This window comes from Metabacillus sp. GQ13 (genome assembly GCF_059758525.1).
In genome coordinates, this window is the sequence record NZ_JCAXET010000002.1 from 111,199 (window position 1) to 131,543 (window position 20,345).

21 protein-coding genes and 1 riboswitch are annotated in these 20,345 nt (G+C 36.0%); of the genes, 15 read left to right on the top strand and 6 right to left on the bottom strand.

What is annotated here, in order from left to right; all coding sequences use genetic code 11:
• Positions 1-62: 62 nt before the first annotated feature.
• Positions 63-698: a lytic transglycosylase domain-containing protein gene (locus tag AC6CHR_RS02780; protein ID WP_498247190.1), complete on the bottom strand. Its 636-nt coding sequence runs from the start codon at positions 696-698 to the stop codon at positions 63-65.
• A 190-nt stretch (positions 699-888) separates the two neighbouring features.
• On the bottom strand, positions 889-1,482 hold the full coding sequence (locus AC6CHR_RS02785; RefSeq protein ID WP_498246952.1) for a CYTH domain-containing protein: 594 nt from the start codon (positions 1,480-1,482) through the stop codon (positions 889-891).
• Between the two features lie 355 nt (positions 1,483-1,837).
• Here AC6CHR_RS02785 and AC6CHR_RS02790 point away from each other — a divergent pair, with 355 nt between their 5' ends.
• From AC6CHR_RS02790 to AC6CHR_RS02805, 4 genes are all read left to right on the top strand, one after another.
• Positions 1,838-2,209: a UPF0738 family protein gene (locus AC6CHR_RS02790; RefSeq protein ID WP_498246953.1), complete on the top strand. Its 372-nt coding sequence runs from the start codon at positions 1,838-1,840 to the stop codon at positions 2,207-2,209.
• 51 nt (positions 2,210-2,260) lie between these two features.
• Positions 2,261-2,896, top strand: coding sequence for a GTP diphosphokinase (gene yjbM, locus AC6CHR_RS02795; RefSeq protein WP_498246954.1), 636 nt, complete (start codon positions 2,261-2,263; stop codon positions 2,894-2,896).
• 244 nt (positions 2,897-3,140) lie between these two features.
• Positions 3,141-3,950, top strand: coding sequence for an NAD kinase (locus tag AC6CHR_RS02800; protein ID WP_498246956.1), 810 nt, complete (start codon positions 3,141-3,143; stop codon positions 3,948-3,950).
• A gap of 14 nt (positions 3,951-3,964) precedes the next feature.
• Positions 3,965-4,873, top strand: a complete 909-nt coding sequence (locus tag AC6CHR_RS02805; protein WP_498246957.1) for an RluA family pseudouridine synthase — start codon at positions 3,965-3,967, stop codon at positions 4,871-4,873.
• 36 nt (positions 4,874-4,909) lie between these two features.
• Here AC6CHR_RS02805 and prpE read toward each other — a convergent pair whose 3' ends face one another.
• Entirely contained in the window at positions 4,910-5,638 is a 729-nt protein-coding gene (gene prpE, locus AC6CHR_RS02810) for a bis(5'-nucleosyl)-tetraphosphatase PrpE (RefSeq protein ID WP_498246958.1), read from the bottom strand.
• A 216-nt stretch (positions 5,639-5,854) separates the two neighbouring features.
• On the bottom strand, positions 5,855-7,030 hold the full coding sequence (locus AC6CHR_RS02815) for an FtsW/RodA/SpoVE family cell cycle protein (RefSeq protein ID WP_498246959.1): 1,176 nt from the start codon (positions 7,028-7,030) through the stop codon (positions 5,855-5,857).
• 805 nt (positions 7,031-7,835) lie between these two features.
• Here AC6CHR_RS02815 and mgtE point away from each other — a divergent pair.
• The 11 genes from mgtE (at position 7,836) to AC6CHR_RS02870 (ending at position 18,501) form a co-directional block, all read left to right on the top strand.
• Positions 7,836-9,203, top strand: a complete 1,368-nt coding sequence (gene mgtE / locus AC6CHR_RS02820) for a magnesium transporter (protein ID WP_498246961.1) — start codon at positions 7,836-7,838, stop codon at positions 9,201-9,203.
• A gap of 123 nt (positions 9,204-9,326) precedes the next feature.
• Entirely contained in the window at positions 9,327-11,174 is a 1,848-nt protein-coding gene (locus AC6CHR_RS02825; protein WP_498246962.1) for a monovalent cation:proton antiporter family protein, read from the top strand.
• 177 nt (positions 11,175-11,351) lie between these two features.
• Positions 11,352-11,462, top strand: a riboswitch (TPP riboswitch).
• Between the two features lie 7 nt (positions 11,463-11,469).
• A complete protein-coding gene (locus AC6CHR_RS02830) occupies positions 11,470-12,198 on the top strand; it encodes a thiamine phosphate synthase (RefSeq protein ID WP_498246963.1) in 729 nt (242 codons plus the stop codon).
• Positions 12,195-13,313, top strand: a complete 1,119-nt coding sequence (gene thiO / locus AC6CHR_RS02835; protein WP_498246964.1) for a glycine oxidase ThiO — start codon at positions 12,195-12,197, stop codon at positions 13,311-13,313. Before AC6CHR_RS02830 ends, thiO begins: the two co-directional genes overlap by 4 nt.
• Before the next feature lie 5 nt (positions 13,314-13,318).
• The gene (thiS, locus tag AC6CHR_RS02840) at positions 13,319-13,522 is read left to right on the top strand and encodes a sulfur carrier protein ThiS (protein WP_498246965.1); all 204 of its coding nucleotides are present in this window, start codon (positions 13,319-13,321) and stop codon (positions 13,520-13,522) included.
• A 3-nt stretch (positions 13,523-13,525) separates the two neighbouring features.
• On the top strand, positions 13,526-14,293 hold the full coding sequence (locus AC6CHR_RS02845; protein WP_498246966.1) for a thiazole synthase: 768 nt from the start codon (positions 13,526-13,528) through the stop codon (positions 14,291-14,293).
• Positions 14,293-15,309 carry a thiazole biosynthesis adenylyltransferase ThiF gene (locus AC6CHR_RS02850; protein ID WP_498246967.1) on the top strand — a complete coding sequence of 339 codons (1,017 nt, stop codon included), beginning with the start codon at positions 14,293-14,295 and terminating at the stop codon, positions 15,307-15,309. The genes AC6CHR_RS02845 and AC6CHR_RS02850 overlap by 1 nt, the downstream gene beginning before the upstream one ends.
• A gap of 18 nt (positions 15,310-15,327) precedes the next feature.
• On the top strand, positions 15,328-16,137 hold the full coding sequence (gene thiD, locus AC6CHR_RS02855; RefSeq protein WP_498246968.1) for a bifunctional hydroxymethylpyrimidine kinase/phosphomethylpyrimidine kinase: 810 nt from the start codon (positions 15,328-15,330) through the stop codon (positions 16,135-16,137).
• A gap of 89 nt (positions 16,138-16,226) precedes the next feature.
• Entirely contained in the window at positions 16,227-16,883 is a 657-nt protein-coding gene (gene thiE / locus AC6CHR_RS02860; protein ID WP_498246969.1) for a thiamine phosphate synthase, read from the top strand.
• 75 nt (positions 16,884-16,958) lie between these two features.
• Complete coding sequence (gene fabI, locus AC6CHR_RS02865; protein WP_498246970.1) at positions 16,959-17,732, top strand: enoyl-ACP reductase FabI; 774 nt, start codon at positions 16,959-16,961, stop codon at positions 17,730-17,732.
• 244 nt (positions 17,733-17,976) lie between these two features.
• Complete coding sequence (locus tag AC6CHR_RS02870) at positions 17,977-18,501, top strand: CotO family spore coat protein (protein WP_498246971.1); 525 nt, start codon at positions 17,977-17,979, stop codon at positions 18,499-18,501.
• Between the two features lie 304 nt (positions 18,502-18,805).
• Here the strand turns inward: AC6CHR_RS02870 and AC6CHR_RS02875 are convergent, their stop codons facing one another.
• Together AC6CHR_RS02875 and AC6CHR_RS02880 are read right to left on the bottom strand one after the other, a co-directional pair.
• On the bottom strand, positions 18,806-19,213 hold the full coding sequence (locus AC6CHR_RS02875; protein WP_498246972.1) for a CotY/CotZ family spore coat protein: 408 nt from the start codon (positions 19,211-19,213) through the stop codon (positions 18,806-18,808).
• A 290-nt stretch (positions 19,214-19,503) separates the two neighbouring features.
• Positions 19,504-19,989 carry a CotY/CotZ family spore coat protein gene (locus AC6CHR_RS02880; RefSeq protein ID WP_498246973.1) on the bottom strand — a complete coding sequence of 162 codons (486 nt, stop codon included), beginning with the start codon at positions 19,987-19,989 and terminating at the stop codon, positions 19,504-19,506.
• Between the last annotated feature and the right edge of the window lie 356 nt (positions 19,990-20,345).

The window sequence follows — 20,345 nt, forward strand, 5'->3', positions numbered from 1 at the left end:
TTTCCTAGTTTTTCAACATTTAAAATTTCAAAAAAAAAAAGTAGCCAGTCATATTAGACTAGCTACACATTATAGGTTGAGGTAATCTTTTGGACATAATTTTTGGTTTCTTTAAAGGGTGGTATTCCACCATATTTATCTACGTTTCCAGGTCCGGCATTATAGGCAGCTAATGCCAAAGATACATCACCGTCATAGCGTGAAAGCATCTTTTTTAAATACTTTGTTCCACCCTCTACATTTTGGGCAGCATCAAAAGGGTCTTCCACACCTAGCGACCTGGCAGTTGCTGGCATGAGTTGCATAAGGCCCATTGCACCCGCATGGCTTTTAGCGGTTGTTTTAAAGCCAGATTCTTGTTGGATAACTGCACGAATCAATTTTTCATCAACATCATATTTAGTAGCCATATTCTTAATAATTTCGTCAATGTTTCCCGTTTTAATAGGCATTGCGGTTTCTTTTATTGAAGCTAATCTATCTAAATTGGGAGTTTGACTGTTTTGCAAACTTAAATCATTAAGGGATAGGGATGTTGGTTGCTTAATTGCTATGTCACCAGATGTGGAATGAATGAAGGATTGCAATAAATCCTGAAAGTCTGTTTCATAGGATGCTGCTTTCATTCCAGTTGGGTTATTATTAAAATTACGCATGGCTTGTAATTCTAATATTGTTTTAAAGTAATTCATTTTTATATCCAGTATACTTACCCCATTTCTTTATATTTTTCGTTTAGTAGGAAATTATAAAATTCTTGTAATTTGGATAAGCGAAAACGACATCCAGCTCCAAGTGAACTTCACCCTCCTCCTTACGATAAGTTAACATCGAATAAGTTTGTGCTCTTCGTGTTTCCTTTATCCCATACTACAGAGGTGTTCTAGTTCATACGTCGCTAAACGGGAGCTTGCGCTTTTGATCATAAAATCGGTGAATTTTATTTTTTGTTTGTCTAATTGGGATATTGTGTTTTGATAAGAGTTCAAGGAATATAATTTTACCGGGTTCTTCTTCCTGAACTTCATATTCAAGTTCATAATCCTCTACAGTTAAATATCGGCTATGATCAAGTACAATTAAACCATTTTCATAGTTTTTTTCGGCGCGCATGGTTGAGAGTGTCCCAAAATAAGTGAACAGCTGACTATTTACACCTAACTGCTGAATTCGATCCACAATTTGACCATCTAGGAGACATCCCATTTCAATCATTTCATTAGCTTCTTCTGCTGTAAGAATCTGATGTGTTTCTAAAATGCCAACAGTTGCTGGTTCTTTCAATGTCAAAACATAATCTTCATGCTTTTTCCTAATTCTCAGTGCAGCACCTAGTTCTTTTAAAGAAAATTGTGGTGTATCAAAATAATGGTTATCCTGCAAAATAAATTCATTGTCTTCTATATGAAAGATATCTTTTAATTTTATAAATTCATTTTTTGTAAGCAAATTTTTAAATTCAATTTCTATTTCTTGTGACATATAGCATAGTCCTCTCGTCGTTTTATACTTTTCACATAGATTGTTGTTTTCCGTAATAAGCCTGATTTACTTATCTAGGTGGATGTCGTACTCTTTTCGGTTAATTAAGTCGTATCCTTTGAAAAACAGCTTCAATTCCCAAATTTAAAATCCAAAAGTCAATTTTTAATTTCCTGGAGCAGCAAACTTTTAGAAAAGAGCCTATACAAAATCAATTTTTTAAAAAAATTACGTTACGAAAGCTTTGATGTTACCCATGTCTTATTATCCCTTGAATCGAATCAATCAGCAATGTTATCATGAGACTTTTTAATATGGTAAAATAATCTGGAACAAGTAATGGAAGGAGAAACATATGAATAAAAGAATTGAACTTACTGAGGCAAAATTTGAAACTGATAACTTAATTTTACAATCATCATCTATTATATCAAATATTAACGGGTTACAGGCAAAAGGACAAATGTTAGTTGATTCTGACAAATTGTCATTCGTGTATTTATTAGAGACGGAAGATGAATTTGTCTATGCTGGCATACCATATTCGGTTTGGAATGAGTTAAAAGAAGCTAGAGACAAGGGATATCGTGCAATGATTAGAATAGAAGATCAAGATATCGAGTTAGTTGGTCTTTATGATGAACTAAATTACTTAATAGAAAATATTAAAGGCAATGCTAACTACGGAGAAGAGATGGAAAAGAAAGTAGAAGAACTATTTTCTTAGGATATATATAGAAAAAGATGGCGAAGAACGGTTGCTTAAGGGGGAGCTTTTATGGAAAATGAACAATGGATCTTATTTTTAGCTCCTTATAATCAAGCAGTTGAGGAACTAAAAGTAAAGCTAAGGGGTATAAGAACACAGTATGAACTTCAAAACTCTCATTCTCCAATTGAATTTGTAACAGGACGTGTAAAACCAATTGCGAGTATTTTAGATAAAGCAAAACGCAAAGGGATTCCTCTAGAAGTTCTAGAAGATGAATTACAAGATATTGCTGGAATTCGGATGATGTGTCAGTTTGTTGAAGACATAAAAGTGGTTGTTGATATGTTAAGAAATAGGTATGATCTGGAGATTGTCGAAGAACGAGATTATATTACGAGTAAAAAGGAAAGTGGCTATCGTTCCTATCATGTAGTGGCGAAGTATCCTGTCCAGACTGTTGCTGGTGAAAAGAAATTGCTAGTCGAAATTCAAATTCGTACATTATCAATGAACTTCTGGGCGACCATTGAGCATTCATTGAATTATAAATACAGTGGCAAAATACCTGATGATATTAAAGTAAGATTAAAACGGTCAGCTGAAGCCGCCTATTTATTAGATGAGGAAATGTCACAAATAAGAGGAGAGGTTCAAGAAGCACAGGTTATTTTTTCAAGAAAAACGGAAAATAAACATACATAATCGTTTTAATTGAGGGTGGAAAGTAGGAAGATTGTATTTAAGAGCAATCATTAAATTTTATAGATACTTTTCCCTGGACTTTTTTGTAAGGTGAGGTTTTTTTTGAAAGTGAAGTTGAGACAATGTTAATAAAGTAAGAACATGAACTTATTTATTTTTGACATTTACTACAAGTGGTTATGAAAACTCGATTCTTCTTCCTACTTAAAGGAAAGGAAGAAGAATAGTAAAGGGGTAGATCTGTATGAAGTTTGCCATTTCATCAAAGGGAGATACTGTTTCGAATTCGATTATGCAAAAAATGAAAACCTACTTACTAGATTTTCAATTAGAATATGATGAGGATCAACCTGATATTGTGATTTCTGTTGGTGGTGATGGTACCCTTTTATATGCGTTTCATCGTTATAGTAGTAGACTTGATCGAACAGCTTTTATTGGAGTGCATACTGGACATCTTGGCTTTTATGCGGATTGGGTCCCAGATGAAATCGAAAAACTTGTGATAGCTATCGCAAAAACACCTTACCAAGTTGTTGAATACCCAATACTTGAGGTAATCATTCGCCATAATGATGGAAGACGTGAAGCGCGATATTTGGCTCTAAACGAATGTACAGTAAAAAGTATCGAGGGCACGCTTGTTATGGATGTAGAGATAAAAGGACAAACCTTTGAAACGTTTCGTGGGGATGGACTCTGTATATCTACACCTTCAGGTAGTACAGCGTATAATAAAGCGTTAGGTGGTGCAATTCTCCACCCATCAATTCGCGCGATACAGTTAGCTGAGATGGCTTCGATCAATAATCGTGTATTCCGTACAATCGGATCACCACTTATCTTGCCTGAGCATCACACATGTATGCTGAAGCCAGTCAATGACGTCGATTTTCAAATTACAATTGATCATTTAACCCTTTTACACAAGGATGTTAAATCAATACAATGTCGTGTGGCAAATGAAAATGTCCGATTCGCTCGTTTTAAACCATTCCCGTTTTGGAAAAGAGTGAGAGACTCCTTTGTGGGTGATATTGGAAGTAATGAGTAGAAAGGTTTCTGACAATGAAAACATTTCAGCTACAATGGATTATATCGAACCAAGATGCAGGCAAGTGTGTTTTAGACTATGTTAAAGAAAGGAAAATTTCCAAGCGTGCATTAACAGATATTAAATTTAACGGTGGGGATTTGCTCGTAAATTCCTCACATGTAACTGTTCGTTATCCTTTGAAGGAAAATGATATCCTGACAGTTATTTTTCCAAAGGAAGAAAGAGGAGCAGGGCTTACTCCAGATAATGTGCCTTTGCAGATTGTATATGAGGATGACCATTGTTTAGTCATAGATAAACCGCCGAATCTTCCCTCGATACCGTCTCGTGATCATCTAACAGGCACGATTGCAAACGGAATAATTTATTATTATCAACAACAACAAATACCTTCGACTGTTCATATTGTTAATAGATTAGATAAAGATACTTCTGGATTAATGCTTGTGGCAAAGCACAGGTTTTTACATTCCTTATTATCGAATCAACAAAAGAAAAAGGAAATACACCGAACATATGAAGCGGTTGTTCAAGGGATAATCGAAGAATCATCAGGAACAATCTCAAAGCCAATTGGTCGAAAAAATACCAGTATAATCGAGCGACAAATTTGTGAATTTGGTCAGGAAGCAATAACGCATTTTCAAGTGCTGCATCGTTTTCAAAACAAAACCCATATTAAGATCGTCCTTGAAACTGGGAGAACTCATCAAATTCGTGTTCATTTGGCATCCATTGGTCACCCGCTCTGCGGAGACACCTTATATGGAGGTAATCGAAAGAGAATAACTAGACAGGCTCTTCATAGTTCACAGTTATCATTTTGGCATCCGCTTTTAAATAAGGAGCTTCATTTTGTCTCACAACTACCGGTCGATATGAAAGAGTTATTTACGGAGAACCCACTTAATCTAGAATAAGTGGGTTTTATTTTGGTTTCTCAATATTTAGAGACATTATTTAAATCTAGTTTCATCGAATGGAAGAGAAGAATGGACAGAGATCAGCTGATCTTCTGGATAACGAAATGCAGTAAGTTTATTTCCAAAGACAGCCCCAGTATCAATATTAATCGTATTGTTGACCCTTCGAGGTTCTTTTATCGGTGTATGTCCATAGATAATGAGCGAATCACCGTGATAATTTTGCGCCCAATCTAGACGTACAGGTGTACCATCTGGGTTCGTTTTTCCTGTGATATCCCCATACAATACAAACGTTTTTACAGCACTACTGGTCTTTCCAATATCATCCTCGCGAATACCTGCATGGGCAATAACCAAGTTACCCTTATCAAGTACCTGATACAATGGCGCTGTTTCATAGAGCCAGATAAAATCACGCTTCACTATTTCACGTTGATTGGGAGATAATGCTTTATATTCGGCAACTGTTGTTTCAAGTCCATGTGTGATTTGTACCTTATTGCCTAAAAAAAATCGATAAAGCTTGTTACAATGGTTACCAGGTGAATAATAAGCCTTTTCTCCTTTGACTAATCGACAAACAACCTCTATCACTTTGACAGATTCTGGACCCCGGTCAGTTAGATCACCAACAAAACAAAGTTTTCTATCTTCTGGATGAATGGGTATTCCTGATCCCCAATCATATCCTAACTTTATCGTCAACTCCTCAAACTCGTTATAACACCCGTGAATATCACCAATCACATCAAATCTCATCAGTAGACCTCCTAATAGGGGGCCAGGCCCCATAAGGTTATTTTTATATATTTCCCATCACCAAAACTAGAAGGGGGAAGGGGAATTATGCGCTGGGGCCAGGCCACCATAGTTAGAAAATATGTCTGATTGTGTGAAAAGAGACTGTTTGGGGACTGTCCCCAAACTCACAAACTCAAAAAAAAATAGTACCCCATTAAATAGGGTACCAATATTTTACTCAAACATGTATGTTCTAGTACGTGATCGCACATTTAATATGATACCAATCGCAACCATATAGGTTGCAAGTGAGCTTCCACCGTAACTAACAAATGGTAATGGAAGTCCAGTAATCGGTAGGAGACCAATGGTCATTCCGATGTTTTGAAAAACCTGAAAGGTAATCATTCCTACAATTCCAGTACATAGGTAGCTACCAAAGGGGTCATTACTTTCTAACGAGATATGAATCATTCTGTAAATTAACAGGAAGAAGAGGGAAAGGACGATACTGCCTCCGATAAAGCCAAACTGTTCTGAAATAATTGCAAAGATAAAGTCAGTATGTGCCTCGGGCAGATAGACCTCTAAGTTTTGATAGCCTTTCCCATTAAGTTGCCCAGAGCCAATTGCTAGGAGCGATTTCACTAACTGGAAGCCTTGTTCTCCTGAATATTCGTAAGGGTTTAGCCAGCCATAAAATCGATCAAGCTGATAGGCCTCACCACGCAAAATATATTTCAACAAAAAGTCAGGGAATTTTATAAAAATAATCACGAATGAACCTATAGCTAAAAGTACTGATATAGCAGCTGTTAAAATAATTCCCCACTTGATTCCAGATACTAATAGGAGGGAAGCAATAATAGCACAAAATACCATAGTCATTCCCATATCCGGTTGTCTAATTAAGAGCAGAATAGGAGGGGCAGTAGTAGCAATTAGTTTACCTATTAGAAGAAAATCATCTGATAATGTATTTTTCGGGTATGATTCACGATGTTCGGCAATAATCTTACTCAGAACAATAATTAAAATAATCTTCATTAATTCTGAAGGTTGAAAATTACCTAAAGGTCCTAGTTGGTACCAACTGGTAGCTCCTTTGATGGTTTGAACAATTGGTGAGGGTAAAACCTCTAACCCGAGCAAAAGAAGCAAACCAAATCCATATAAATACCAAGCAAGCTGTTTAAAACGGTCATAATCAATCAGCATTGTGATCACTACAGCTACAGTACCAATGACATACCATTGTATTTGTCTTATTGAAAAATTTATATTTTGTAATACTGGCGGTAGGGTAGCCTCCGCGCTATCAATAGCGATCGAACTAACAATTGCTAATAGGAACATTATAAATATCAACGTATAATCAATTCGTTGTTGTGAGGATTTGTCAGATGTCATAGTTGATCCCTTTCTAATCTTTAAACTTGAAATTAACTTCCCTGTCATTGTATCATTAACCATCTTAATTGATTGTGAACAATTTGCAAATATCTAATCTTATATTTGAATAAAAAGACCGATATTTAATAAGTGATACAATTAGTATTTTGTGCTTCATATTTGTGCGCTGCTAAGAGGTTTAATAATAGTTGGGACTTTGAATGATAAAAGAAATAGCTCTCATTCACGGTGATATCTGGGGAAAATATGTCGTTGTAAAATGTTAAATTTTCATAAAGGTTATTATTTATGTTGCTCTACTGAATTCTTATAGAATATTATATTGATTATAAAGCTCTTTTCATATAAGTTCCTAGCTCTACACCAAGAAAAAATCGGCATTTGGATTTTTTTAATTACAATTAGGACAAAATTCAATGAAAATAACCAAGTCTAAAACGAAAAGAGCCCTACCTATCCAGGAAAACTTTTTTCAAAGCTAAGTGAGGAAATAGCTTTTCATAAAATTTCATAGCTCTACACCCAGAAAAAATCGGCATTTGGATTTTTTAAATTACAATTAAGGCAAAATTCAATGAAAATAACCAAGTCCAAAACGAAAAGAGTCCTTCCTAATCCAGCAAGATTAAGTCTAAAAGCGTTTTTCTAAACAAACTATTTTCATCTATGCGGAAATAGTCTTTCCTAATCTAGGAAAAATCAGTCCTATAAACGCTTTTCTAAGCTAATCCAATCTAAGTGGATAATGGCTATCTCTATATCACTCGAAAAAGCAATTTCACCTAAGAGAGGAGGGAATAAAATGTCGGATGAAAAGGAAAAAGTTGAACTAGAAGAAGAAGCCTTACTCTCTGCCTTAGCTAGTCAAAACTTTGATGCTTTCCGGGAGGTTTTTTTAGAGCATCACCCGTACGATCAAGCTAAGTTTTTTGTGAAGTTAGAGGATACAGATAGGTTAACTGTATACAATTTCCTATCACCGGAGGAAATGGCAGGCCTTTTTGAGAACATAGAGGATGAGGATGATCAGTACGAAACCTATTTCTCTGAAATGGACCCTACTTTTGCTGCACAAATGCTCGGTCATATGTATGCAGATGATGCCGTTGATGTCCTAAACGAACTAAATAAAGATCAGGTGGCCAGCTATTTAACAATAATGGATGATGAAGCAGCGGAAGAAATTCGTGAACTTCTTCATTATGAAGAGTATACGGCCGGTAGTATCATGACAACTGAGTATATCTCAATCCATGCTAATCAGACACTTCAATCGGCTATGCAAATATTAAAGGATGAGGCTCCAAACGCTGAAACCATTTATTACATTTTCGTTGTTGATGAAGAGAAAAAGCTTGTAGGAGTTATTTCTCTTAGAGATCTTATTATCAATGAACCAGAAATGATGATATCTGAAGTGATGAATGAACGTGTTTACTCTGTAAGTGTAGCAGAGGACCAAGAAGAGGTAGCTAGAAAGATGAAGGACTATAATTTCTTAGCTCTCCCCGTATTAGACTTCAGAGGACATTTACTGGGTATTATAACTGTCGATGACATTGTTGATGTAATTGATGAGGAGGCAAGTGATGATTACTCAAAGCTTGCAGGAATAACAGATGTTGATTCAAATGACAATGGACCTTTTTCGGCTGCAAAAAAGAGACTACCATGGTTGATAATCCTCTTATTCTTAGGGATGTTCACTGCCAGTCTAATTGGTAGATTTGAAGAAACGTTAGATAAGGTAGCGATATTAGCCGTTTTTATCCCACTAATAGCGGGTATGGCAGGAAATACTGGTACACAAGCTCTAGCTGTAGCAATAAGAAGAATTGCAGTGGGAGACGCTGAGGAAATAAGTACATTTAAATTGATTCTTAGAGAAGCGGGTACAGGTTTAATAACAGGCACCATCTGTGGTATTGTTGTCACGCTTGTTGTTTTTGTATGGCAGGGAGAAATTTTCTTAGGTGCATTAGTAGGAATTTCTATTCTTGCAACATTGACAGTTGCTACAATAGCAGGGGCGTTTATTCCGCTGATTATGCATCGTTTAAAGGTTGATCCAGCAGTTGCTTCTGGCCCATTTATTACAACAATAAATGATATTATCAGTATTTTAATTTATTTCGGCATGGCAACTTTATTTATGCAATATTTGATATAAATACTCATATGAGAAATTGCTGTACTTACTCCAATCTTATTTGGACAAAATAAGATGAAATTATTTTTTGGAAATGGCACTTGTAACCTTAATAAAACAAAATACTTAATTTGAGGGAGGGATATGATGCATGGAGCATCCGTTACATCATTAGTTATTGTTATTATCGCAGCCTTTATTACGCCTATCTTGTTACATCGATTTAAATTACATTTTATGCCGGTCGTTGTAGCAGAAATAATTATCGGTTTAATTATTGGGAAAAGTGGCTTTAATGTTGTGTCCCAAGATATGTGGCTTGAAACCCTTTCAATGCTCGGCTTTATTTTTCTGATGTTTTTAAGTGGACTTGAAATTGACTTTACAGCTTTTGCTAGTGGTAAGAAAAAGGAAAAGCTTCCATCGGGTAAAAATGTTCCAAATGCCTTTTACATATCCACAATTATATTTATAGGAGTATTTGTTCTTTCTTTACTTCTTTCATATATCTTTGTCTGGGCCGGCTTGATGGATAATGCCTTTTTAATGACCTTAATTATTTCAACTATTTCTTTAGGTGTTGTTGTACCAACGTTAAAAGATGCACAAATAATGAAGTCCAATATTGGGCAAATTATTCTGTTGGTAGCTGTTATCGCAGATTTAGTTACCATGGTTTTATTGGCAGTATTCGCCTCCATCTATGGCGGTGGAGACAGCAATACATGGTTATTATTAGTACTGTTTGGTTCTGGTGTTGCCTTTTATTTCCTAGGAAAGTCATTCAAAAATCGATCTTTCATTGAAACAATGTCAAAGGGAACGATTCAAATTGGTACACGTGCTGTATTTACACTGATCATTGTTTTAGTAGCGATATCTGAAACCATCGGTGCTGAAAATATTCTAGGTGCCTTTTTAGCGGGTGTACTAGTATCGCTTTTATCACCCAATAAGGAAATGGTACAAAAACTGGATTCATTCGGCTATGGTTTTTTAATTCCGATATTCTTTGTAATGGTTGGAGTAGATTTGGACATATGGGAGCTATTTAAGGATCCTAAAATCTTATTATTAATTCCCTTGCTTATTATAGCGCTATTAATTTCGAAACTAATACCAATTCTCTTTTTAAGACGTTGGTATGATGTTAAAACGACTCTTGCAGCTGGCTTTCTGTTAACTTCAACATTATCATTAGTGATTGCAGCAGCAACTATAGGGGAAAGAATGGAAATCATAACATCCCAGATGTCTAATGCTTTAATATTGGTAGCTGTTATAACAAGCATTGTTACTCCAATATTCTTTAAAAAGCTTTTCCCTAAAAATGAAACAGAGCATCAAAAGATTAAAGTTGCTTTTATCGGTGCAAATCAAATGTCATTACCCGTAACGCGAGAGCTTAATCCAGATATATATGAAACAACAATCTATCATATTCACCAAGATAAATTGGATAAACAAATATCTGAATCATTATTTGAAATTAAAGAAATTGAAAATTTTAAGTTAGAGACATTAAAGGAACAAGGTGCTTTTGAAGTAGATTTAATAGTTGTGGCAACAGGTGATGAAGATCGGAACGCAGAAATTGCTCTTAGTGCAAAAGATGAACAAGTTGACCGAATCATCGCGAGTGTTGCTTCCCCAGAATTAGACGCTAAGTTGAAAGAAAAGGGGATTGATATATTTTCTACTTTATTGTCAACTAAGACAATGTTACGGGCGCTTATTGAGGCGCCAAGTGTAATAAGAATACTAACGAATCAGGAAACAATGCTTTATCAAATTAATTTAAATAATCCTAAATACGATCAAATTCTATTACGTAATTTTCCATTTACAGGAGATATCATCTTTGTTCGTATCTTTAGAGGAAAAGATTCAATTGTCCCTCATGGAGATACTGACCTTAAGCTAGGAGATCGTTTAATTGTGACTGGTTCAAGAGAGTATGTGAATGAATTACGACTTGAGCTTGAATTTTAAACATTTAAACCTTTCACCATTGTGTCAAAAGATCTTTCTCTTGAAAGATAGAAATCATTTGGTATGATAGAGATATAAAAATGTTCATCAGAGCAAGTAGCAGATAAAAGCTATCTTTATTGAAATCAATGCAATAGAGTAGCTCTACTCAATTCTGCAGTTCATTTACTCAATATTAATTACCGCTAGGGGTGCCCTTATATAAAGGGCTGAGATTAAAGTGATACTTTAAGACCCTCAAAACCTGATCTGGCTTGTACCAGCGTAGGGAAGTGGAATACAGCATATACTAATTATGTATGTAAACCACTTTCTCCTTATCTGGGAAAGTGTTTTTTTGCGTCTACTAATGATCGTTATCCAATTTTTTGAAAAAGTATGCAAAACAGCAATCAAGAAAAAGGTGAGAAGCTTGGAGATTCATGTTATTACTGATAATAAACAAACCGTGGCTGAACTCGCAAAACGAATCGTTTTAATTCACGAAGAAGTTGACTATGTGCATATTCGTGAGAAATCAAAATCAACAGCTGAAATAATGGAAATTTTATCTATTGTCAATAAAAACGGCGTACCTAAAAGTAAGCTAGTGATCAATGACCGTATGGATGTCGCACTACTGAATCAAATCCCTAATGTTCATTTACCAGGACACGGCTTCTCTATCGAAAAAGTGAAAAAATTTGATTCATCAATAAGGATTGGTCGTTCAGTACATTCACTTCAGGAAGCAATTGACTGTGAACAAGCAGGTGCGGATTACCTTATGTTTGGTCATATATTTGAAACAAGCTCAAAAACGAAAGTAACGCCCAGAGGAGTTCAGCAATTATCTGACATTTGCCGTCGTGTTGATATACCTGTGATAGCAATTGGTGGAATTGTTCCAGAAACGATACATGAACTCGTAGGAATTGAAATCTCTGGAATTGCAGTTATGTCATATGTGATGGCAAGTAAGAAACCAAACCATGACTTAAGAGAACTAAAACAGAGTGTAGTTTATAGAGGTGGGATATCATGAAAACACATTATCAGGTAGGAATTGTTGGTGGTGGGATAATTGGTCAATCGATCGCCTATCAGCTAGCTAAAGAAGGTCTTTCGGTTGTTGTCTTAGAGAGTAATAAAGTTGGCACAGGCGCAACAAGTGCTGCTGCTGGTATGTTAGGTGCGAACTCAGAGCTAGAAAACAATGATGCTTTATTTCAATTTGCCAAGGAAAGCCAACGATACTATCAAGTACTACGTGATGAACTTTCTGAATTATCACAGATTAATATTCAGCATGTTGATAATGGAATGTATAAGCTTGCAATGACAGATGATGAAGTCGTTTCATTAAAGAATATAGAAAAACAACATAACACCTTGGAATGGCATTCAAAAGAGACGGTTCTAAGGAACGAACCAACACTGGCTTCAACTATAAAGGGTGCCCTTTATATACAGGAGGATGGACATGTTTCACCTGTGCATGTTTGTGCAGCATTTTCCAAGTCTGCTAGCTTACTAGGTGCAAATATAGTAGAACATACACCTGTACATAGGATAAAGAAAACGGCAACGGGTGAATATTTGCTATCCACTCCACTAACAGATTTCACTTGTAGCCAAGTCGTCATTGCAAATGGTACTTGGAGTGGGCACTTTTTTAAAGAATTAGGAATAGATGCAGGGATAAAACCTGTAAAAGGTGAATGTCTTTCAGTTAAAAGTAATCAGATAGATTTAAGCAAAACGATCTTTCATGATCATTGCTATATTGTGCCTAAAGGTGATGGTAGATTCGTAATTGGTGCTACCATGATTGAAAATGACTGGAGTACTGAACCTACTTTGGGTGGAATTCAAGCTCTTATTGAAAAAGTCACTCCAATCCTACCCGGCCTTGCTTCTGCTCAGCTAATAGATACATGGGCAGGACTAAGGCCTCAATCTATTGATGGTAAGCCCTATATAGGTCAGCATCCTGAAGGAGAAAACATTTATTTTGCAACAGGTCATTATCGAAATGGTGTTCTCTTAGCACCGAAAACTGGATTAATGGTAAGAGATCTCATATTGAAAAGAAAAATAGAAGAAGAATATGTGCATGCATTTTCATTAACGAGAAAACATGCTCAGATAATGAGGTGATTAAAATGGGAATTAAGTTAAACGGTGAATTAGTTGATTTAAATGAAGAGGTAAAGACTATTCAAAACTTACTTGCATTTTATAAACTGGAAGACCGGTTAGTTATAGTGGAACATAATAGAGAAATTGTCTTAAAAGATGTCTATGAAGTGACAAATATACAAAACGGTGATGAAATTGAGCTCGTTCATTTTGTAGGAGGAGGATGAAACATGTTTAAAATAGCTGATAAAACATTCCAATCAAGATTATTATTAGGTACAGGTAAATACCCTTCATTTGAAATACAAAAGGAAGCAGTTGCAAAGTCTAAGTCTGAGATTTTAACATTTGCTGTAAGAAGAATGAATATTTTTGAAGAATCACAGCCAAATTTCTTGGAGCAATTAGACGTTTCAAACTATACGTTATTACCTAACACAGCAGGAGCAAAAACTGCTGAAGAAGCTGTAAGAATTGCTAAACTGGCTAAAGCTTCTGGTCTATGCGATATGATAAAGGTTGAGGTTATTGGTTGTGACAGGTCGTTGTTACCTGATCCAGTTGAAACACTAAAAGCAAGTGAAATTCTTTTAGAAGAGGGATTTATCGTTTTACCTTATACATCAGATGATGTTGTATTAGCGAGACGACTAGAAGAATTAGGTGTACATGCAATTATGCCAGGGGCATCTCCGATTGGGTCTGGGCAAGGAATTCTTAATCCTTTGAATTTAAAGTTTATCATAGAACAATCAAAGGTTCCTGTTATTGTAGATGCAGGAATTGGTTCTCCTTCAGATGCATCCCTTGCAATGGAGCTTGGTGCTGATGGAGTTCTATTAAATACAGCTGTTTCTGCAGCAGTTGATCCAGTAAAAATGGCGATTGCTATGAAGCTTGCAATTGAAGCTGGTAGATTAGGCTTTGAAGCTGGTAGAATACCTAAAAAGGAATATGCAACAGCTAGCAGTCCTGCAGAAGGAATGATGACAACGTAATGGAACGGTATTCAAGGCAAATATTATTTACTCCCATTGGAGAGAGTGGACAGGAAAAGATAAAGAGTAAGCATGTGTTAATTATCGGAGCCGGTGCCCTAGGTACAGCAAATGCTGAAATGCTAGCCAGAGCAGGTATCGGAAGGCTGACGATTATTGACCGAGATTATGTAGAATGGAGCAACCTTCAAAGACAACAGCTATATGTAGAGGCGGATGCTAGTAACCGACTACCTAAATCGATTGCGGCAAAAACTCATCTTCAAGAGATAAATTCTGAGGTAGATATTCTTGCGTTAGTAGAAGATGTCACATCAGCTAATATTGAAGAGTGGATTAAAGGTGTTGATGTCATTGTTGATTCAACAGACAACTTTGAAACGAGATTATTAATTAATGATGTTTCGTTAAAATATGAAATTCCTTGGATATATGGCGGTTGTGTTGGAAGCTATGGTCTAACATTTACCGTTATTCCAAAGAAGACACCATGTTTACATTGCCTATTAAAGCATATCCCTTTTGATGGAATGACATGTGATACTGTAGGTGTTATTTCACCGATTGTAAACATGGTCACTTCACATCAAACTACAGAAGTCTTAAAGCTCTTAGTAGGTGACGAAGAAAACTTACGTAGCAAGCTTGTATCATTTGATTTGTGGAAAAATCAATATTCAGCGATTAATATGGAGCGATTGAAAAATGATGCTTGTCCAACTTGTGGTACAAATCCAGTATACCCATATTTAACAGCAGAAAAGGAAACAAAGGCTGCTGTTCTTTGTGGAAGAGATACGGTACAAATTAGACCGACTAACGGAAATCAAATTTCATTTGAACTAATTTCAGAGCGTGTCAAACCATTAGCTGATGCCTTTTTAGAAAATCCATTTTTAATGTCATTTACATTTGGTATACACCGTATCGTTCTTTTTAAGGATGGTAGGGCACTTATTCATGGAACAAAGGATATCGCAGAGGCGAAAAAGATTTATCATCGTTATGTTGGATAAATATAGGAGGGGACATTGTTGGGGATTTCTCGCGCATTAACAATTGCTGGCTCTGATTCAGGTGGTGGGGCAGGTATTCAGGCAGATTTAAAAACATTTCAAGAGCTAGGGGTCTTTGGAATGACAGCTATTACTGCTGTTACAGCACAGAATACATTAGGAGTTCAAGGTGTATTTCCCCTCTCACTAGAAGCTTTACAATCTCAAATAACTTCAGTTGCAGTAGATTTGACACCACATGCTATTAAAACAGGCATGCTCTATAATGCAGATATGATCCGATTAGTCTCACAGCAAATTAGACATTACGGCTGGGAGAATATTATTGTTGATCCTGTAATGGTGGCAAAAGGGGGACAATCCCTTTTGCAAGAAGAAGCTGTGGAAGCAATGATTAAAGAATTACTCCCGTTAGCAAAAATAATGACACCCAACATTCCAGAAGCAGAAGTGTTAACTGGCATGGTAATAGGAAACATTGGACAAAGAAAAGAAGCGGCTAAACGATTGTTGGAATTCGGAGCGAAGTATGTGCTAGTGAAGGGTGGACATGACTTAGAGAACGGGGTAGTGGTTGATCTTTTATATGATGGTTTAGATTTTACATATTTTGAAGGCATCCGAAAACAGACAAATCATACACATGGAACAGGCTGTACGTTTGCAGCTGCGATAACCGCAGAAATTAGTAAGGGAAAAAGCGTATTTGAAGCAGTCGAAACAGCAAAGGCCTTTATACAAGCAGCAATAGAGGATCAATTAGGAATTGGAAGTGGACATGGTCCCACAAACCATTGGGCCTTTAAAAAAAGAAAAGTATTAAGTTAAGAATAGTTTTAAATAAAGACATATATAGACTGACTGCTCTGTTAGGTAAACGTTTATGAATCGGTCGCTCGTAAAGGAGAGTTTTTGTCATGGAAATTGCTAAGGCATTGAAGGTCTACTTTGTTATGGGATCAATAAATTGTCTTAATTTAGATCCGGAGAAAACGTTGCATGAGGCTTTGAACGGTGGAATTACTCTTTTTCAATACAGAGAAAAGGGGAAGGGCTCTTTAATTGGAAGTGATTGTCTTTATTTGGGGAATAAATTAAGGAAGCTATGTAAGGAGTATAAAGTTCCTTTTATTGTGAATGATGATATTGACCTCGCAATTGAGTTAAATGCAGACGGAATTCATATCGGACAGGATGATACGAATGCAGAGATTGCTAGAAAAAAGCTAGGTGATAAGAAGTGGATAGGCGTATCTACTCATTCCATTGCAGAAGCGAAGCGGGCAATAAAAGATCGTGCTGATTATATTGGTGTAGGACCGATGTTTTCAACAAAGACGAAGGTCGATGCCCATGATGTAGTTGGACCTACCTTACTATCAGAAATGAGAGCAACTACGGAATTATGTGATTTTCCCATTGTTGGAATTGGTGGGATAACGTTAGAAAATGCAGAGCTCGTTTATCGTGCAGGTGCAAATGGCGTGGCAGTGGTAAGCGGTATTAGTCAAATGGATTCACCAAAGGAAGCAGCAGCAACCTTCCATAAATTTATCGATAAGAGTCATTTGTAACATAGCGTAACAAATCATTTAATGCTATAATTATAACCAGGTACTAATAACATGTAACAATATTAGGAGGATAACATGAACTTATCATTAACTGAACGTAATATTGTAGTTATGGGAGTAGCAAATAAACGTAGCATTGCATGGGGAATTGCGCGGTCTTTACATAATGCAGGAGCAAGATTAATTTTTACATATGCAGGAGAACGTCTAGAAAAATCTGTACGTGAATTAGCAGCTTCTTTAGAGCGTAATGATTCAATTGTTTTACCTTGTGATGTAACAAATGACGATGAAGTAAAAACGTGCTTCAACACAATTAAAGAAGAAGTAGGTATCATCCATGGTGTCGCTCACTGTATCGCATTTGCGAACAAAGAGGAACTACAGGGTGAATATTTAAATACAACTCGTGATGGCTTCTTATTGGCTCACAATATCAGCGCATATTCTTTAACTGCTGTTGCCAAGGAAGCAAGACCTCTTATGACAGAGGGTGGTAGTATCGTTACGCTCACATACTTAGGTGGAGAGCGCGTATTACAAAACTACAACGTTATGGGTGTTGCAAAGGCTTCTCTAGATGCAAGTGTAAGATATTTAGCAAGTGATCTTGGAAAAGATAGAATCCGTGTTAATTCTATTTCAGCCGGTCCGATTCGTACTCTTTCTGCTAAAGGTATAAGTGATTTTAATTCAATTTTAAAAGAGATTGAAGAGCGATCACCACTACGTAGAACAACAACACCAGAAGAAGTTGGAGATACTGCATTGTTCTTATTCAGTGACCTATCTAGAGGTATGACTGGTGAGAACTTACATGTAGATTCAGGATATCATATCTTGGGGTAATACAAGATCAAGTCAAGAGTAAGTAAAAACCTAATCCAATTAAGGATTAGGTTTTTTTTCGTATGTGAATGTCTAAGTACTTTTTACATCGATCTAGGTGTCTAGCTCCAGACTTCTTATGCTTGGCGGGCTAAAACATTGCCCTTACGATTTTCATTTATTGTAAGGAAATAGGCACATTACCTAGCACTTTGGCATACCATGTTTTAGTGTGCACATTCTTTTAAGTATGGGAGGTAAAAAAATGAGCAATAAGCAAAGAAGAAATTATCCGTTGAAACCCCTTATGTACATTGTTCAGCCAGATAACGATAATATCAATGTTAATATGCAAGCTTTTGTTACGAAAAAGGCAATCTCAAAACTGAATACAGTCAGTGACCATGTACCATCACAGGTGCAAACGATTGAGAAGGAAGCCGTTACACAAAAAAGGGAAATCCTAGAAGTACCGGAAGAGATTATACCAAAGGTTGAGGTCCCTTCCATTCAAGAAGAAGCAATTGAACAAGAGCAGTCAGCCAGACAATATCGAAAACAAAGAAAGCCGATAACACAAATGAATATCAATGAAAAAATTGAATTCTTTACAAACTTACCTAAAAACATGCCACGCACACTGTGTCAAATTGAAACATCAGAAGAAAAGTACCGAGGTGTCATCTTAAGTGAAGAAAATGAGATCGTACTGATTCGTTCATTAACACATACTAAGCCAATTGAACTACCATTAAAGAGCATAAAGGCCATCAATTTATTAGGCTTTTAAGTAAAGGTTACATTCAATTAGAAAACAACGGATAAAAAGCAGTATGGACCTACACGATAAATAAAATCTTTGAAAAAAGTAACAACCGAGTAGCAATTAAAAATTACCTAGGATAAAGGCAGTTATATAAGAGGCAGTAAAAAAGAGTTAGTCACAGAACAGTGTCTAACTTTTTTTCAAAGTTGATAGAAAGGGTAATTTATGTTATCAATAAAAATTATTTCCTGAAAACATTTGTGGATAAATCAATAGCATGATCCCGTACTGATGTGCTTACCGTCATACAAAATGTCATCATAGTAAATTAGTTCACTAGTCTAGGTGAAAGACACTGAATGGCACAGAAGCAGGTTAAATCAATTTCAACACAGTTTTTTGTTTTGATTAATTCATGTACATCACACACATCATGTGCTAATTGTCCATGACAGTCTAAAGGAAGTAATAGTCGCAATGTAGAACAACAATGATTGGTGCTTTCAACTCTAAAAAATGCAGTAGTAAAGCAATTTACACCGACATCCCCAAATGCTTTAAACGGAGATCCTTGTTCATTTAATAACATGAATGGAATTGTATCCCCAAGGGCTTTTACGGGATTAAGTAGGTTGCTATAGCAGCTAGTTGGACAGTGATCTAGCACAGCATTTTGTTGGTCTAATATATTCTCAATGGCCGCACATACGCAATTAAAGTGAAACCTATTTGTCATAATTCTTCCCTCCCATTTGAACATTTCTACTATTAGTATAAGTAGCTAGGCTTAAAAATGTGTTAGGCAAATAGCCTAATTTTCATAGAAATGATAAAAGTCAGGTCTTATTTACTCTTATCGCTTATATCTGTTTTTTTGTAGATATAGAAAGGCAGTCCAAACACTTCATAGTAAAAGAATGTTTTCGTGCATTTTTCGTAAGCGAATTTGTTCTTGACACACATAGTAGAAAAGGGCTAATAAACAAAAAAAGACTGCTGTTTGTCAGCAGTCTAAATGATTTCGTTTTATTTGTGGTGATGATGTTTTCTTTCTTCCATACGTCCTACTAATTCTGGTGATAAACATTGAATCGCACAGAAGCAGCTAAGGTCTACTTCAATACAGAAATCAGTTTTTTCTAATCCGAAGAAACATTCATCACAAGGATCTACTACGCTTTCTGTATGTCCATCAACATCAACCGGACGAAGTAAGGAAAGTGTTGCACAGCAATCCTCAACAGCTTCTACACGAAAATAGATAGTTTTGAAGCAAGTCATGTCGCCTAAAAATCCACCAATATTACCAAACGCTTTGAAAAGTTCACCCTTTTTATTTGTTAAAATGAAAGGGATTGTATCTCTATTTACTCCAGCTGCTGGGCTTAATAAATTACTGTAGCAACTAGTCGGACAGCTTATTTCTTCGACAGCTTCTTGTTCAGCTAATATTTGCTCTACAGCATCACATACACAATTAGCGTCATTATCTCTTCTTTCTTTGCAACCCATTGATAAGTCATCTCCTTAAATATTAGTTATTTGACTTTAGTCCTTAACAGACTATGTGTATATCGACTAGTTGGTGTGGGTTATCGTCTATAGATGATAAAACATTCTTGAAGTTTGTCATCTAAAATGAATAATGGGTTCAAAAGAAACGCCTATTATGGTTTTTATCTATATATTAGGCACTCTTTTCATTATTCAGAAAATATTATTGCCATTTATTTAGGCTGTGAGCTAGACTTCTTTAATCTCTATTTACTTGAAATGAATGGAAATAGAGGTATGTAAATGGAATGAACCTACCGAAATGAATAGGAGGGAGAAGCGTATAAAAGTCTATAAAAATACAGTTGTTAAAA